Below are 17073 nucleotides of genomic sequence, written 5' to 3' on the forward strand. Positions count from 1 at the left end.
TCATGCTTAAATAATTTGCAGGGGTTTGGTTCACAAAACTCCCTGCTTTACAAAACGCGAACTGTTGCGTCGGTGCAAAGATGAAGCCATTTTCCTTTTAAAATTTCACCATTAACAACTCATTTGCAAAAATGGCGTACTACTACGTTTGCAGTATTTCGTTTTTGTTTACTTATAATTTTTAATAGCATCTACCGGAGCGAGCACGTTATAATTTTCCCATTCCGAAGCATCATATTTGCTTATCGTTTTAATTTCGTAATTCGTATTTTCTTTGACAGAAGCAAACGATTCGGGTTTGATTTTTTCGCGGTCGATGATAAACAGTTCAGATACCTTGTGGTTATCACCCTCAATAAGTAAGTCGATTTTCATCATTTTATCTTCTTCGTCTTTATCCACTTTATTTTTGGTGAATTTTAGCGGCCGGCTGATATAATAATAAGTGTTAGACTCTTTTTTAACAAAGTTTACAGCATACTGCCCCGCTTCGTTTTTTGTGTAAGTTGCCGATACCTTAACCCGGTCTTCTACTGCTTTTATGCCCAGCAGGAATTTCAGGTTTACATTGTGCTCGGTTTTACCGTCTATCATCGCATAGTCAAGCTTTACTACAGCAAAATCTATAGCGTTTACATATATTTTACCGGAATATTTTGCCGCGTTCTTTTTGGGCTGAAAATCTATTATATAAATGGTTTCGTCGTTAAACGTAGAAAAGCCTTCAAGGGTATAGGTATACCGCTTAAATTCTGTAAGGAAATCCAGCGCTTCATCGGTATAAAATTTATTTAATGAAAGGCTGAGTTCTGTAATACGGCCTTTAATGTCTGCCGTTTCAGGGCCTGTTTCTTTTTCTTTCTGGGGCTTTTCCAGGGAGAGTGAATCGTCAAGAGTAAGCAATCCCGTTTTGAGCTTATAGGTGGCGCCGGGTTCTAAGTGTTTTTTAATTACGGCAATAAGTTTATTGTTCATCTGTTCTCCGGAGATGTCATTTTCCTTGTTAATAAGCTTTATGGCTTTTTCTACGGCTACTTTTGTAGCGGTATTTTGCTGGTACAGAAACCCGTAATATTCAGAAAAATCAAGAGACTTCCGGCCTTTGTTTTTAGATATTAACTCTTCAATTTCATTGTTCAGTTCTTTAAGTTTTGATTTTTTTTCCAGTGACGATTTTAATAGTTCAAACTTGGTATCAATCATTTTATTTTCTGATGAGGAGCGTAAAAAGAAAGTTTGTTTGGTATCCTGTGCAGCATAATTTTTAGGTGCGTTTTGTACCGCCAGGGTTAAAATCTCGGTAGGGGTATATTTTTTATTGGTAATAAACACATTGTCGAGCTCGTTTACCTTTTCTTTTAGGGTAAAAGTCCCCCCTTTAAAATTATCCAGTGGCACCTCCAGGTTTTCAAATCCGATGGATGAAAATGTTACTTTATCGGCCTCAGGATTTTCGGGCACGGCTATTATAAAGGCACCTTCCTCATTGCTTACCACGCCATAAGTAGGGCCTATCATTACGCTTACATAAGGTATGGGCTCTTTGTTTGCGTCTACTATAGTGCCCGTAACAGACTGTGCTGTAAGTGTAAAAGCAAACAGTAAAAATGCAAAGAGGCTAAGTAAAAGTTTTGGTTTCATTGCTTTGTGTGTTTAAGAGTAAAACGACCGGATAAGGTATTTGTAACACAAAAGAAATAAAAAAATAACAAGTATAACCGAATACGTATATTAATCTGTCCCGTTAGGTTTTATTTTCCTGTAAAATGCCTGCCCGCATTACTGTTTGTATGCCTTTACATGCTGTTTGCTTGTGCCCAAACCTTCAATACCCAGTGCTACCACATCACCTTCTTTAAGATACCATGGCTCAGGCTTCATACCCAGGCCTACACCTGCAGGTGTACCTGTAGTAATAACATCGCCGGGCAATAATGTCATAAACTGGCTTATGTAACTTACAATAAAATAAACGTTAAAAATAAGGTTTGCCGTGCTGCCGTCCTGTACTTTTTTGCCGTTTACGGTAAGCCATAGGTTTAGGTTATGAATGTCTTCAATTTCATCCGGGGTGGCAATAAAGGGTCCAAGCGGCGCAAAGGTATCGCAGCTTTTTCCCTTAACCCACTGGCCGCCGCGCTCCAGCTGAAAGGCCCGCTCACTATAATCATTATGCAGCACATAGCCCGCTATATGCTCAGGTGCCTGTTCTTCGCTAACATAACTGGCTTTTTTGCCTATGACGATGGCCAGCTCCACCTCCCAGTCGGTTTTTGTACTGTTTTTCGGGAGTATTAAGTCGTCGTTTGGCCCTACAATAGCAGATGTAGCCTTAAAAAACAGTATCGGTTCGGCAGGCAGGGGCGCTCCGGTTTCGTATGCGTGGTCCTTATAATTAAGCCCCACACATATCAGTTTGCCAGGGCGGGCAAGTGGCGGGCCCAAACGGGTATCTTTACTCACCTCTTCAAGGCCCCCTTTACTTATTTCTTCCTTTAAGGTTTCAAGTGCATCCCCGGCAAAAAAACTCTCATTATAGTCGCTTACCAGGTGCGATACATCATACCACACATCATTTATAATAACCCCGGGCTTTTCCTGTCCTGCGGTGCCAAATCGTATTAGTTTCATAGTCAGCCTTATTTTAGATTAGTTTTTTAAATTCAGTGATATGCAAAATGCGCGTAGTTATCAAAACCGTACAAATGCAAATTAAATATAAATAATGGTTTTAAAAGTAAACTATAGTGCGGGATTATTTAGTTATGTTGCTTATTGCCGGTAAAAAAAAGCTGCCCTAAGGCAGCTAATGTTATTTTGTTTCTATCTCCGGCAATGGTGCTTTTTTATCAGCATCCATCATTTCCATGAGCTTTAGGCCCAGGATGCCGCTTATGGGGCTTTCGGCCCCGCCGCCGGATATCAATACATCAGGTATAACCTTGATTTTACCTTTTGCGATCTCTTCGGTAATTTTATAGCGGGTAAAGTTATCGCCGCCCATAGCCGAAACCTGTAATTGATACGCTTCCGCGGTAGATTTACCTATGGCCATAATTTTCTCGGCTTCGGCCAAACCGGTTTTGCTAATGCGCTCTGCTTCGGCGCTGGCAGTAAGCCTTGTTGCTTCGGCCTGGGCACCTGCGCGGGCTTTGGTAGCCTCAGCTTCGGCACCTGCGCGCATCTTGGTGGCTTCCGCCTCGGCGTTTACATTCAGTTTTAAGCTGGTTGCGTCACCCTCTGCTTTTTTTACAGTGGCATCGGCGGTGCGCTGCGCTATCTCTACACTTTGCGAGGCACGTACTATCTCTTTCTGCATATCGGCAATGGCCGTTTCCTTTTCCACGCCCTGGCGCTGTTCCTGTGCCATCTTCTGGGTCTGGTAGGTTTTTTGTTCCTCTTCTGCAATCTTACGGTCGGTAAGCGTTTTCATTAGCGATTCCGGTGGCACGATGTCGCCTATAAGTGTGTCTACCGCGTTTACGTTATATTCGTCTAATACCTCACGGATATGGTTCTTAGCCGATTCCTGGCGCTCCTTACGGGTGCTCAGGAAGGAGATTACATCGCTGTCCTGCGCCGAGTTACGGAAATAGTTGCCTATGGTAGGTTCCAGCACCTGGCTTACCAGGTTGTTCATACTGCCAAAGCGGCGTATAACCTTAGGGGCCTCATTTGCAGGTACGTGTATTATCTGTGCCACATCGAGGTTAAAAGGGAAACCGTCTTTAGAGCGCACGGTAATAGTACTCAGGTTTTTATCAAGGTTGTGCGACTCGCTGCGGGCATTGGCCCAGTTAAGCACCAGGTTAGTGGTAGGCACGGCCTCCAGCTTGGTAGTATATTTGTTAATGGCATACTTACCGGGACCCAGTGGCTCCATCCAAACGCCGCGGCTGCCTTTTGCCACGATGTTACCGTGCTTAAAGTTTTCGCCGGTTACGTCTTCGCCGTCTTCCCCAATATAGGATATTACTACACCTACTGAGCCGATGGGCACTTCGGTCATGGGTATTTGCTCTACCTGCACACCCCAGGTATTAAGATAGTAGGTACCCGCAAGTATTACCTGTGGCTGCAGGCCGCGGTTACCGCCATTGTTAAGGAACTCATCAAAATCCTGGAAGTTATTGTGCCCTTCGGCAAATTTTCCGGCTATCTGGCCTATGGGTATGGGTTCGCCATCCAGCGCCGTTACTATACCCACCATGTTCTCAAAAATTTTTGTCTGCTCTGTAATTACCACTTCAAACAAAAATGTGTTTATCCTGTAAGAGCCTGTGGTGATGAACGCCGTTTGGCGGCCTTTTTGCCCACCGTGCTCTAAGAACGCCGACGCATCCTGAAAGTTATCGCACGGCACCTTCCGGGCTAAGATACGCCCTGTGGGAATTTCCATACCGTCTTTGCTCAATACAAGGCCTATGCGCCCTTCCGGGATAATGGTAAACGGGGTCATGTCAATACTGTACTGCCATATCCATTTCATCCAGTACAGGCCGGGAGCCAGCGTTTGCGCCTGGAAACCCGCTTCGCCTTTTGTGGCGATGATCCTGCTATCGGGCAATGACCTGTCTGCCCCGAAAAGCACAAATTTTTTGGTAACCAGCCCTATCCTGTCCTCGGGCACTATTACCATTCCGAAAAAAACGCGGAGTACAAATTTATACCCCAAAACACCTGCTACTACCAGTATAATCCACCAGTAATTTGTAACGATTGTTGTCATAATTATTAAAAATTAGACTACAAAATTACCGAGCCGTTTTGAGATGGATTAGCACTTTAACAATTAACATTTTTGTTAATAAAGTGTGAAAATCACCCACTTGCAGAGGCCTCAAATTAGCAGTTTACGACACGATTTTTTGTAAAACAAACTATGGTTTGCATTTTGGGCTTTAACAAATTTACAACGTTGTAAATTATGTGCTGGAGGTATATGTTTTAAATATCAGGTATTGCATATTTTGTAATGATAAAAATAGTGTAGCCCGTATTAAATAAATCATATAAGATATGAAAATATTCATATAAAAATGTACTTTTGCTTTCAGCAAGTACTACAGGTTAGAAAGATGAAGAAAGAGTATGCGATAGTAGATATAGAGACTACAGGCGGTAATGCCAGTGGCAGCCGCATTACCGAGATTGCCATTATTATACATGATGGTACTGCTATTACCGAACGTTTTGAAACGCTTGTAAACCCCCAGAAGGAAATTCCACTGCCTATTTTTGCCCTTACCGGAATTAATAACGAAATGGTGCAGTATGCGCCAATATTTGATGACATTGCCGAAAAAGTTTTCGGGCTGCTTAATGGGCGAATTTTTGTAGCACACAATGTAAACTTTGACTACTCGTTTGTGCGCCATCAGCTGGAACAATCAGGCTTTAAATGGACGGCTACAAAACTGTGTACCGTGCGTGCTGCCCGTAAGATAAAGCCCGGGTTGCCCTCTTATAGTTTAGGCAAGTTGTGCCGTTCGCTGGAAATTCCTTTGGAGAACCAGCACCGCGCCGGAGGCGATGCTGACGCTACGGTTATATTATTCAGCCGCCTGCTGGAGTGCGACACCACCGGCGAAATAGACAAAATGGTTAAGAAAACCTCGACGGACCAAAGGTTGCCGCCCAACCTTCCGCCTGCGGATTTTGAGCAGCTGCCTGATAAACCGGGTGTGTATTATTTTTATAACCAGGCGCACAAGGTGGTGTATGTAGGTAAGGCTGTGAACCTTAAGAAACGTGTTGCCTCCCACTTTAGCGGACACACCATAACACCGCAGCGGCAGCATTTTTTACGGGATATATACAGTATTTCCTTTGAAGTTTGCGCTACCGAGCTCATGGCGCTGTTGTTAGAATGTACCGAAATTAAAAAGCTATGGCCGGTATATAATTCGGCACTCAAGCGCTTCGATGCCAGGTTTGGTTTATATGAATATGAAGCCCGCAGCGGCTACCGCTACCTGGCGGTAGGCAAGCTGGGCAAGCACCAAACATCTATAGAAGTTTTTAACAGCCTTAACGATGGCATATCGCTGCTGCGCACCCTGGCCGCCCAGTTTGATATTGACCACCGCTTTTGTAAATACTGCATACCCGGCGAGGATGAAGCGCCCGTGCGGCAGGACCTTACCAATTTACCCAATGTTGCCACACACAACGAGCAGGTACAGAATGTGATAGATTTTGTAGCCCACAACAGGCCTAGTTTTGCCATTATAGACAAAGGGCGGTATGCTGATGAGCGCAGCTGCATCTGGGTAGAGAACGGGCATTTTTATGGGATGGGCTATATACCTACTGATGTGGGTGTAATTGAAACTGCTGAATTAAAGGAGCATGTTATCAGGTACAAAAGCAACCACTATATTATGCAACTGCTGCACAGCTATGCGGAGAAACATCCGGCTAAGGTATTTTTTAAAGAAGAACTGGTAAAGACGGGGTAGGGGAATTACATACCCTCCATCCAAAAGAAATTAAACCGGTGCCCATCGGGGTCAGCAAATACAAAACCGTAATAATTATAGCCGAATTTCTCCGGCCTTGAGATGAGCGCCCCACCTGCCGATTCCACCTTTTTTGCCCATTCGTCTATTTCGTCTCTGGAATTTGGGCTAAGGCTAAACAGTACTTCATTACCCTCAAGGGCATCTGCTAACTGGCCCTTTAGTGCACCTTCAAGCGGTATTTTTAAAAAGAAGTTTATCACAAAATTATTATTGCCAACTGAAAAACTGGTAAGTTCAGCATTGTGCACCCCGTTTTTCCTGAACCCAAGGGATTCATAAAATTTAGTGGTGTGGTTTAAATCTTTTACGCCAAGATTGGCCCATATTTGTTTCACTTCCATGGTTTCGGTTTTAAATATTAAACTTAAAGTTAGCGATTATCTCAAAACAGTTACTGTATATTAACGCGGCCTTTGCATTTACTGAGCAGTCCTCTTGATAAATGTCAATACTATTTCTTAATCCAGGTCATTGTATCCCGGGTATTGCTGCCTTAATTTTACACTTATAATCTTATAATACACAAATTTAAAATTAAACTAAAACATTTAATCATGGATTCGTCATCAACACTTTTACAGGATAGCTTATTATTAATTTGGAACAACCGCAATGCCGCCGAAAGGCTACACATTATGGGAAAAATATACGCGCCCAGCATAACTTTTTTTGAAAGCGATAACAGCGCACCTTTTATAGGCTTTGAATCTATAAACACCCTTATTGAAAAACTCCAGCAGGACTGGCCCGCCGATTTTGAATTTACCCTTACAAGACCTGTAAAAATTAACCACAACATTCAGCATATCAACTGGGAACTTGGTATTCCCGGGCAGCAGGCCGTAGCCAAGGGCAGTGATATAGCGATTATTGAAGATAATAAAATTAAGGCCCTGTATTTGTTCCTGGATATATAATAAAAAGCCTGCTTAACGATAGTTAGCAGGCTTTTTTAACTCAAATATGTATTGTTTGTTATTCTTTCACAATCTTACTGCGGTGCACTACCTGCCCGCTTTCGTTTGTAAGCAGTATAAAGTAAATACCTGCAGCTTGCCCGGAAAGGTCGAGCATACTTGCATTTTTTATATTGGCTAGCAGTTGCCCTGTTACGCTGTACAATTGCGCATCCATAGGTGCAGAAAAATGTACAACATCCTTAGTAGGGTTAGGGTACAGGCTAAAGGGCACGTTGGCAGTAATTTCGCCAAGTGACAGGGCGTAACAATCTTCGGTAAAGTTCACGCCGTTATCAAATACAAAGTCGGGCGCGGCCCAGTTTTCGTTACTAAAGGCCACATCGTCTACCTGCACACATTCAAGCGCCGGGTTGTTATTTGCAGTTACTTGTATTGCACTGGTATTGTAACCATTGGCAAGGTTAAGCCCTATTAGCTGGTTATTATCGCACATAAGCAGTATGCAGTGTGTGTTGCTTACATTTAACATGGTTAGCTGGTTGTGGGAGCAAACCATCTGGTATAAATTTGGACAGGCCAATACACTTAATCCTGTAAGGCTGTTATGGCTGCAATCAAGGAGTACTAAAGCGTGGTTACTGTTTAAATTTAACCCTGTTAGCTGGTTGTTGGTACAGGCAAGTCCGGATAAAGAAGGATTGCTGCCTGTGTTTAATGCTGTAAGGAGGTTATAGCTGCAATCCAGCTGTAGCAGTGCGGGGCAGCTGCCCAGGTTGAGCGCCGGCAGCTGGTTATGCGAGCAGCCGAAATATTTTAGGGCCGTATTATTGCTTACATCTATGGCTGTTAAATTGTTGTAATCGCAGAAAAAAGAGGTAAGGGCCGTATTAAGGCTTACGTTTTGTGTACTTATATTGTTGTGGGCGCAGTTAAAACTTATCAGGGCAATATTGGCATTTACATTCTGCAAACTTATATTATTATAGCTGCAGTTTAATGCGGCTAAATTAAGGTTGTTGCTCACATCTAAATAGGTAATGTTATTATGGCTGCAATCCAGTTGTGTTAACCCCGGGTTGTTACTGGTTATAAGGTAGGGCAGGTGGTTTTCAAAACAGGTTATTACGTTAAGGGCGGGGTTGTCTAACACGTTTAATGAAACCAGTTCGTTATTACCGCAATTTAAATTAGTTAAAAGCGGGAGGTTGCTAACGGTTAGTGCTGTAATTTCGTTAACGGCACAATTTAAGGTAGTAAGCGCGCTACAGCCTGTTAAACTTAGCGCCTCCAGGTGGTTGTTGCTGCACACCAGGCTGGTTAGGGCGCTGCAATTGGTAATGTCTAACGCGTACAGGTTTTTAGCGTCTAGCTCGAGCGCGGTTAAGGCCGTGCAGCCGCTCAGGCTGAGGTAGTTGTTAGAGTATGCAGGAAAAGCAAAACCGGTTAACGCGGTACACCCACTGGCATCAATGTGCAAATCAGTACCGCCGCTGTTTCCGGTATCTACGGTAAAAGTAGTAAGTGCTGTACACCCGCTCACATCTAAGTCGCTAAAATGGTTGTTGCCGGTACAGCTTAGCGTGGTAAGTGCCGTAAACCCGCTTACATTCAGCGTGCTAAAATTCCAGATGTTGAGGTTATTGCACGATAGCGCTGTAATGTTTACAAAAGCTTCTATGCCCATCATGTCTGATATGTCAATGTTGTCTACATTTATGGCGCCTGTGTAGGCTGTAGCCTCTTCGCACTCTATCTGGGCGTTGCCGTTTGTGTTAATAGCAGTGTTGTTTATTAGCCAGGTTTTAAAATTAGCATCGGGAATGTTAACAACGCAAGGGCTTGCCGGGGTGCAGTCTAAGCTAAAGTTTGCCCATTCATCAAACTCATAAAAACCTCCACCCCATAAAAACTCACTAACTACAACATTATCAACTTTTATACAGGTAAGGCCGGGATTTCCGGTTGCCATAATGTGTTCAAAACTTTGGGGGTTACCGTTTGCAAGGTTTAATGATGTTAAATTGTTATTAGTAAAAAGTGCCCATTCTAAGGTGGGGCAGCCGCTAAAATCGAGTGATGTTATCTCGCAATCAATACTTTGAAAAAATGATAATTGACCATGATATCCCATTGATACTGTGGTTAGCATTGGGTTCATATTTAGTCTTAGTTCTTCTAAAATTTCGCAGCCGTTTACATTTACACTGGTAATAAGCGAATTATTAGAACAGTTAATATTTTTCATACCCGGGCAGCCACTCACGTTTACCGATGTTAGTGTAGCGCTGTTAGTAAGCTCTAATATTTCTAAAGAGGGATTGCTTATGTTTACAGCGGTAAATGAATTGTTAGACGACCTTAACCTTTTTAACGACTGGCAGCCATTTACATTGATTGTGGTTAAAAGTGCAGAATCAACACTAAGGTATTCAATACTGTCAAAAGCTTCAATTCCAGTAAGGTCGCTAATATCTAATCCTGATAAAATAAAACCGTGGTTATAACCATTTGACGGATAGGTTGCCGCTTCACTGACCTGAATTTCACCATCCTGATTAATGTCCAAAGGGATATTGATGCCGCTACCGCCGGGATTGTTGTGATAAGAATGGTTGACCAGGAAGTTTTTAAAAACAGGGTCGGGTATGTTTACAATCTGGGCAGTTGCGGAAAAAATAGCAGACAGCGTTATTATTCCGGAGAGTAGGATTTTCTTCATATTGGTTAGGTTAAATGTTATTGATACAGACTGAGTCTATAACAGCCAATATGTAATTTTCCCTACAAAAAAAATGGCTTTCAAAACAAACTATATTTCCCCGGAAACAACCCTCTGAAAAAAGGCAATCATTACTACCTGATTTACTCAAAAAAATACCGCGATAACCAGGTTAAGGATTATCGCGGCATTTCTATAATGATATAGCTACCCTAAAAGTTTAGCGCAAGAGGCGCACATCATATATTGAAGCCGTTTTACTTCCCGGGGAGGCAACAAATTTTACGGTTATGGTTCCTTTTTCGGCTTTAACGTTCTCTGGCAGTGCATATTCTTTAGTTATAAGCGCATCCGCATCGATACCTTGCAGTGTTACATGGATTAGTTTTGTATCATTTATAAAAATGTCAAACTCGCGCCCGCTCTCTTTACCATAGTAGGTTACGCCCAGTGTTTTTGCCTGTGGGTTTATCCGCAGGCGGTAGCTAAAGTAGGCTGCCGAACTGCGCCAGTGTGTATTTTTAAATATCCCTGTTTCTGATTGTTCTGCCACCATACCGTGGTCGTTTTCAGGCTGCTGTTCACCCGGTGCTACCGCATCAACGGTGCGTGCAGCCAGTTTGATATAGCGCTCATCAAGCTGTGCCAGTTCTTCCTGCCGCTGCTTTACGCCATCTTTTTTTGCTACGGGCCAGTAGAGCATATACCGGCTGTCGTGCACCTTATAAAAAGGCACCAGTTCAAGGTTTTTAAAGCCGGGCTGCACTATAAGGCTGCTTATTTCATAAGTTAACGGTTGTGCAGTACTTACCTTGTGCATTGCAGTGCTAAGGTCGTTATCATTGCTGGCAAGCAGCGGTGCGTCGGGTAGCGGATACATAGGCCCCCCGGCAATGTGCCCCCAGCGGCTGTCGTCTGCCCGCAGGCCTGTGAGGTCCTTAGTGCCGGTGGGCGCGGCCATTACTATAGGGCCGTGAAGGAATGATACCCACGCCGAGTTGTCCGGAAGGTATTCTACCGAATTGTTCATCGGCAGGGAAACGGATATGTTATCGCCCGATTTCCAGGTACGGTCTATTTGCACATAACCTTCGGTATTTTGGGTATAGCTAACCGTTTTACCATTTACCTTTATGCCAAATCCTTCTGTAACCCAATGCGGCTTACGGATAAAGACTGAAAATTTGCCCTTGCGCTTAAGTTTCAGTGTTAAATCGGTACTTTCTGCTTCCGGGAAATTTGTCTTCTGGGTAATTTCTATGCCTTTCTCTTTCCAGTCCAATACAGAGGGAATAAATAAATTTACATAAAGGTTATCATCTTTATGCGAATAAATCAGTTCCCCATACTTGCCATGGTTTTCTATACCCGTACCTACGCAACACCAAAAACTCTGGTCGGCAGTAGAGTATACCCGGTAATGCTGCGGGTGTATGGGCGTAAAATATACAAACCCTCCGGTATCAGGGTGCTGTGATGATAAAATGTGGTTGTACAGCAGGCGTTCGTAATAATCAATATATTCCGGGCGCGTTTCATCTGTAAACAGCATTTTGCTTAATTTAAGCATGTTATTGCTGTTGCAGGTTTCGGGCCCCTGGTCAGACTCAAGCATGGTGGAAAAATTATCAACCGGGTTAAAGTGCTCGCGAACACTGTTGCCGCCAATGGATATGCTGCGGTTGTTTACTACCGTATTCCAAAAGAATTTTGCCGCGTCAGTATAGGCGGCATCATTATTTAGTTGCGCTATACGCTCAAAACCAATGATTTTAGGTATCTGTGTATTGGCGTGAATGCCCGTTAGGTTGTCCTCTTGTTTAGACAGCGGTAGCAGCAGTGCCTGGTGCGAAAATTTCTGGGCCAGCGCCAGGTATTTTTTGTTGCCGGTCAGGGCATAGGCATCCGCTATAACTTCATTCATTCCGCCATGCTCGGTATCAAGCATACGCTGCATTTGCGCTGTGCTTAGCCCGGCCACTACGTCATCGGCCCAGTCGCATAATTTAATAAAGGCATCTTTAGCCCTGGCATTGCCACCCAGTATATAGGCATCCCTTAGGCCGGCGTATACCTTGTGCAAATTATACCAGGGCACCCATAACTTATTAAGTTCGGTAAAATCGCCTGCTTTTACCGCTGCCCATGTTTTGTTACTGCCGGGAACCCCGCCTACATAACCATTATTGTTTTTTGCCTGGCAGCGCGCCAGTTCGTCTACCATATAATCCATACGGCGTTTACATTCGGTATTACCGGTTGCGGCATACATTTGGGCCAGGGCCGTTAAATAGTGCCCGCCGGTGTGCCCGTCAAGGCCTGAACTTTCCCAGTTACCGTAACTTTCGGCCTTAGGCGGAAGCCCGGCTTCCCGAAGGTAGGGCGCCAATAGCCTGTCGGGCTCCAGCTTTAGCATATATGCCAGGTCTACTTCTTCGGCATTTTTAAACGGGCTGTCGGTTAAGCGTACGTCGCTTAACTTAAACAGCTGCATTTTACCCTCCTGCGCATACACCGTTGCGGACAGCGTTAATGATACTGTAAGTAATTGTATGGTTTTAAACATGTTCTTTCTCATAAATGTAATATTGTGGTACTACTAGTGGACTATTTTTTAGGACTAAATTTATAAAGCACTACGCCATGCGCCGGTATAATAAGTGGGAGAGCATCTTTATCGCTATTAATTGAAGCAATATCCTTTTGCCTCCACAGGTCGCGTACTGAGGTGAGCCCCTGTATGCCAAGCTTACTAAAATCGTCGTAATTAAGTTCTGCAATTTCGAGGCCAAAATTGCAAAATCCTACCGCGCGGCTGCCGTCTTCCAGCTCTTTAACATACACCCTTACATCGCCAATGGTTTGCAAACAGGTAGCCTGTTTGCCAAGCGGGTCCTGGTCTATGGCTATTACTTCGTCGTTTGATAATAAATTTAATGTAAAGGCATCCAGTTTTTCCATATCGCAACCTATAAGCAAAGGTGAAGAAAAAAGGCACCACAGGCTAAAGTGCAGGTATTGTTCATCGGGCCTTAGTTTACTCGGGTGTGGGTTTCCCCAGCCCACCGTGCCTAAAACCAGCATATCAGGGTCGTTCCAGTTGCCCGGTTTAGCCCATGCCGCAGCCGGGTCCTGCATCAGCGCGATGTTTTTTACGCTGGTCCAGGTATCGGTTATATCGTTTGTGGTCCTCCAGGCAGATCCGCCCACGGCATCGCCCCATTTCCACACGTCAGACATCCCGTACTGGCAAAGGCTGTACACAATATCGCGCGGCTGTGCTTTAAGCGCGTCGCCCATTACCTGAAAAGGCTTAATTGCGGTAGTTAGTTCATCTCCACCTTTATAAGAGAGTGATGATACTTTATACGGGTCGTTATCCGGGAGGCCGTCAATCACGTTTCCGTAGCTGCACCAGTCGTATTTAAGGTAGTCAAAGCCCCAGCCTGCGTAAGCCTGCGCATCTTGTTTTTCATATCCGTAACTGCCCGCGCAGCCACCGCAGGTCCATGGGCCCGGGCTGGAATACAGGCCGGCTTTAAGGCCCAGGCCATGAATATAGTCGGCCACGGCTTTCATATCGCCAAAGCGTGAATTTGCTATTATATTTCCCACATCATCACGAAACGGGCCCCGTATCGACTCATCTTTTGAGTCCCGGTTATTCTGCCAGAAATCATCAATGTTTATATACGTCCATCCGTGGTTAACAAGGCCGCTTTTTACCATTGCATCGGCAGCACGCATTACCTTTTCTGCAGAGACCTGGTCGGCAAAACAGTTCCAGCTGTTCCAGCCCATGGGCGGTGTTAGCGCTATTTTATCGCCACAAACTATACGCATGTTTTTTGTTGCCTTGCCTTTAGCATTTGTAGCGGTTAAAGCCACATTAAATGTACCGGATTTACTGATACTGCCTGTAATAAGCCCGGTTTTGGCATCTATTTTTAAACTTTTAGGCAAACCTTTAGCCGAAAATTTCATAGGCCTGTCTCCGGTTGCAGCTACCATAAACTGGAAGGGCGAACCCGGGCGCACGCCAAAAACAGCGGCACTGTTAATCTTAGGCAAAGGCGATGGGGGAGGCGTGAGGATGTATGGGATACCGGGGATGGGGTTAATTGTGCTGAAGGTAGTTACACCCGTTGCTTCAAACCTTGCATCTGCCCAGTCGGCATGGTCATAATAATTGCCGTTACCGCCATCGGTTACCACAAGTTCAAGCTTTTGCACACCTGTGAGCGATACCTTACATGGTTTAGCCGCGTCTCCCAGCCGCATTATCCCGCTGGACCAGATGTTTTTACCATCAGCTACAAGTTTAAACTCTACGGCAGGTTCATGCCCCTTAATTTCATCATCAATACCCACCTGTGCGGCAAACGTACTGGCTTTCCCATTGAGCAGGATAAGCAATGAACTTTCGGCATGGGTGCCAAAGCCGCGTTCAAAAGTTTTACCGGCAATAGTTATGGCCTTACCGTCTAACGATTTATTTTTACCGGGTATGCCGTAGCCCTGTGTGGCGGCGCTTAAATCTAATTCATCGAGCCAAACGGTTTTTGTTGCCGTCTGTGCGATGGATTGACTGTTGCAAACCAACAAAAGAAAGGCAAAAGTAAAAAGCTTAAAAGTATTCATTATAAGAAAATAGAAGATTATATTTTTAATAAAAGTGTATATTGAGGCAAAAGTTAACATGGGTTTATATGCCAAACTTCCACCAGTCAAAATTAAATAAACCATTACTGTTACCTTTAAATACAAGATAGACATCGTGAACGCCAGGCTGTTTTTTTACACGGCATGACTGCGTTTTCCATGTGTTATTTCCTGTACTTTTAATTTGTAGCGCACCCAGCAATATTCCTGTGGGGCTGTCGAGGCGTATTTCAATAGCTGCATCACCGGCCATACCGGCTATACTGGCTTCGAAATTTTTTGCACCTTTACCTAAGTCTACTGCCTTAACTTTGATATAATCACCATTATCAATGTCCGTAACATATATTCCGTTTGTACCCTTTGCAGTTTTAACGCCCTGTGCCCATGCAATTGTTTCGGCTTCGGTGCGCTTAAAAGGATTCAGCGTACCTACAGGGGCCACTCCGGTTTCAGACCACCACGGTAATTCTGGTATTGTACCGTCCAGATTATAATTAAATTCTTCTATACAAACAGAGCGCCTTTCGTGGTGCACATCGGTAAGCAAAAAATTTAAGCGGAAATTGAATCCAAAAACATAGGATTTACCTTTATAATCTATAATGCCGGGATGATTGCCCGACGATTTTTTATTTCCCTGCATAATATACCCCTTATATTCCCACGGGCCGGTTGGTGTAAGTGCCATAGCATAGCCAATACCTTCAGGGCAACAAGTAGAAGCATAAGCCATATAGTAATGGTTGTTACGTTTGTATCCCCATGGGCCTTCCTGATAATGGTAAGTATCAGAATCCTTTTGGTCTTTTTCTTTGCCTACCCCGGGTATTTTCATCACCTCGCCCGAGTAAGATATCATATCTTCATTTAATTTTACATACCAAAGGCTGGGATTGCCCCAGTAAAGATAAGCCTGCCCATCATCGTCAATAAACACAGTGGGATCTATATCGTTCCATATATGATCATCTTCAATCAGCTTTTTACCTAATGGGTCTTTAAATGGCCCGTAAGGGCTATCTGCCACCAGCACGCCGATGCCGCTGCCCTGTACAGGGCAATAAAGATAAAATTTTCCATTACGTTCAATACATTGGGGTGCCCATGCGCCGTTGTCCTGCCTTCCCCAGGTAAAGTCTTTCAAGGATGCCACAACCCCATGATCCGTCCAGTTAACCATATCTACAGATGTGTAAAGTAGCCAGTCTTTCATAAGGAATTTACCCATGCCGGGGCCGGCATCGTTTTCGTCATGGCTGGTATATAAAAATACAGTGTCTTTATACACCATAGGTGCCGGGTCGGCGGTATATTTAGTTTGTATAACAGGATTTTGAGCTTTGCATAAAACTGTAAAAAATATAAAGGCGGTAGCCAGGAAAAATTTGATTTTGACATTCATAAATGTAGTAGCTTAAAATTTGATTTTTTTTTTGAAGGCAATGCAATTGTAAGTTTTCGATATCAATGTTATGCGGCTTCGTATATTTCACTGCCAGGACTCTATTAATTTTTGAAGGTAAATTGTTGAATCAATATCATGGCTGGCATCCGGGATTACATGCAGCGTGGCATTTTTGTATTCTTTTAAAAACATTTCAGCGCTTTTAAAGGGAACATTCATATCATTTTCGCCATGCCACCAGTCAACATGTAAATTTTTATCTATATCAGCATATAGCGATTCCGATACAATATAATTCAGGTCATTATATGTTGCCTTAATAAACATTTCTTCAGATGCTGTTCCGGCTTGTTCGGCAATTTTATCCAGGTTTGGAAATTTTAAAACAGCTTCTTTAAAACTATCATACCCTAGCGTAAGGCTGGTAAACAGATTTTTAGTCACGGCTGCATCTGCAAACTTGAAATAAGCGTCTTTAGAAACCATGCCGCTAATGACGCCGCAATGTTTCAATTTAAATTTTGAAGACAGTAACATGGCAATGGGGCCTCCGCCACTTGTGCCAATCACAGCATAGCCATGTTTTTTTAGGCCCGCTTTTTTGGCAAGTTCATATAGTACATCTTCATCTGTCTCTTTGAATTCAGACCCGCCAAATCCGGGCCTGTTAAATGAAATGAAGTTATATTGAGCCTTTAGGCTATCAGGAATGTAGTTTAGTACATCTGTACTAGACGGCGTACCACCCACGATACAGATAGTTGGTTTTACACCTGATGTGTTAGTATGGGCGGTTTTACACGAAATGTTTAAAAAGACCATACATACAGGAAACCACAT

General features: G+C 43.7%; 11 protein-coding genes. 2 read left to right on the forward strand and 9 right to left on the reverse strand.

The features are described from left to right. Positions 1-168 precede the first annotated feature (168 nt). The 3 genes from ACLI09_RS07840 to ACLI09_RS07850 form a co-directional block, all read right to left on the reverse strand. A complete protein-coding gene (locus tag ACLI09_RS07840; protein ID WP_411419051.1) occupies positions 169-1641 on the reverse strand; it encodes a carboxypeptidase-like regulatory domain-containing protein in 1473 nt (490 codons plus the stop codon). Between the two features lie 138 nt (positions 1642-1779). After that, positions 1780-2631 carry a fumarylacetoacetate hydrolase family protein gene (locus tag ACLI09_RS07845; protein ID WP_411419052.1) on the reverse strand — a complete coding sequence of 284 codons (852 nt, stop codon included), beginning with the start codon at positions 2629-2631 and terminating at the stop codon, positions 1780-1782. Between the two features lie 181 nt (positions 2632-2812). Beyond that, on the reverse strand, positions 2813-4729 hold the full coding sequence (locus ACLI09_RS07850; protein WP_411419053.1) for an SPFH domain-containing protein: 1917 nt from the start codon (positions 4727-4729) through the stop codon (positions 2813-2815). Positions 4730-5078: 349 nt separating this feature from the next. Between ACLI09_RS07850 and ACLI09_RS07855 the strand changes: the two genes are divergently transcribed. Further along, entirely contained in the window at positions 5079-6461 is a 1383-nt protein-coding gene (locus ACLI09_RS07855; RefSeq protein ID WP_411419054.1) for an exonuclease domain-containing protein, read from the forward strand. 5 nt (positions 6462-6466) lie between these two features. On the opposite strand, the gene ACLI09_RS07860 is transcribed toward ACLI09_RS07855, so the two are convergent. Then, complete coding sequence (locus ACLI09_RS07860) at positions 6467-6865, reverse strand: VOC family protein (protein ID WP_411419055.1); 399 nt, start codon at positions 6863-6865, stop codon at positions 6467-6469. Positions 6866-7078: 213 nt separating this feature from the next. Between ACLI09_RS07860 and ACLI09_RS07865 the strand changes: the two genes are divergently transcribed. After that, entirely contained in the window at positions 7079-7441 is a 363-nt protein-coding gene (locus tag ACLI09_RS07865; RefSeq protein WP_411419056.1) for a hypothetical protein, read from the forward strand. A 58-nt stretch (positions 7442-7499) separates the two neighbouring features. Here the strand turns inward: ACLI09_RS07865 and ACLI09_RS07870 are convergent, their stop codons facing one another. From ACLI09_RS07870 to ACLI09_RS07890, 5 genes are all read right to left on the reverse strand, one after another. Beyond that, positions 7500-10163, reverse strand: coding sequence for a T9SS type A sorting domain-containing protein (locus ACLI09_RS07870; RefSeq protein ID WP_411419057.1), 2664 nt, complete (start codon positions 10161-10163; stop codon positions 7500-7502). 220 nt (positions 10164-10383) lie between these two features. Further along, positions 10384-12741 carry a beta-L-arabinofuranosidase domain-containing protein gene (locus tag ACLI09_RS07875; protein WP_411419058.1) on the reverse strand — a complete coding sequence of 786 codons (2358 nt, stop codon included), beginning with the start codon at positions 12739-12741 and terminating at the stop codon, positions 10384-10386. A 29-nt stretch (positions 12742-12770) separates the two neighbouring features. Continuing rightward, positions 12771-14804, reverse strand: a complete 2034-nt coding sequence (locus ACLI09_RS07880; protein WP_411419059.1) for an NPCBM/NEW2 domain-containing protein — start codon at positions 14802-14804, stop codon at positions 12771-12773. Positions 14805-14868: 64 nt separating this feature from the next. Further along, complete coding sequence (locus ACLI09_RS07885) at positions 14869-16230, reverse strand: glycoside hydrolase family 43 protein (RefSeq protein ID WP_411419060.1); 1362 nt, start codon at positions 16228-16230, stop codon at positions 14869-14871. Positions 16231-16317: 87 nt separating this feature from the next. Next, on the reverse strand, positions 16318-17073 hold the full coding sequence (locus tag ACLI09_RS07890) for an alpha/beta fold hydrolase (protein WP_411419061.1): 756 nt from the start codon (positions 17071-17073) through the stop codon (positions 16318-16320).

Origin of the sequence: Flavobacterium sp. RHBU_24 (assembly GCF_046613695.1) — a bacterium.
Classification (GTDB): Bacteria; Bacteroidota; Bacteroidia; order Flavobacteriales; family Flavobacteriaceae; genus Flavobacterium.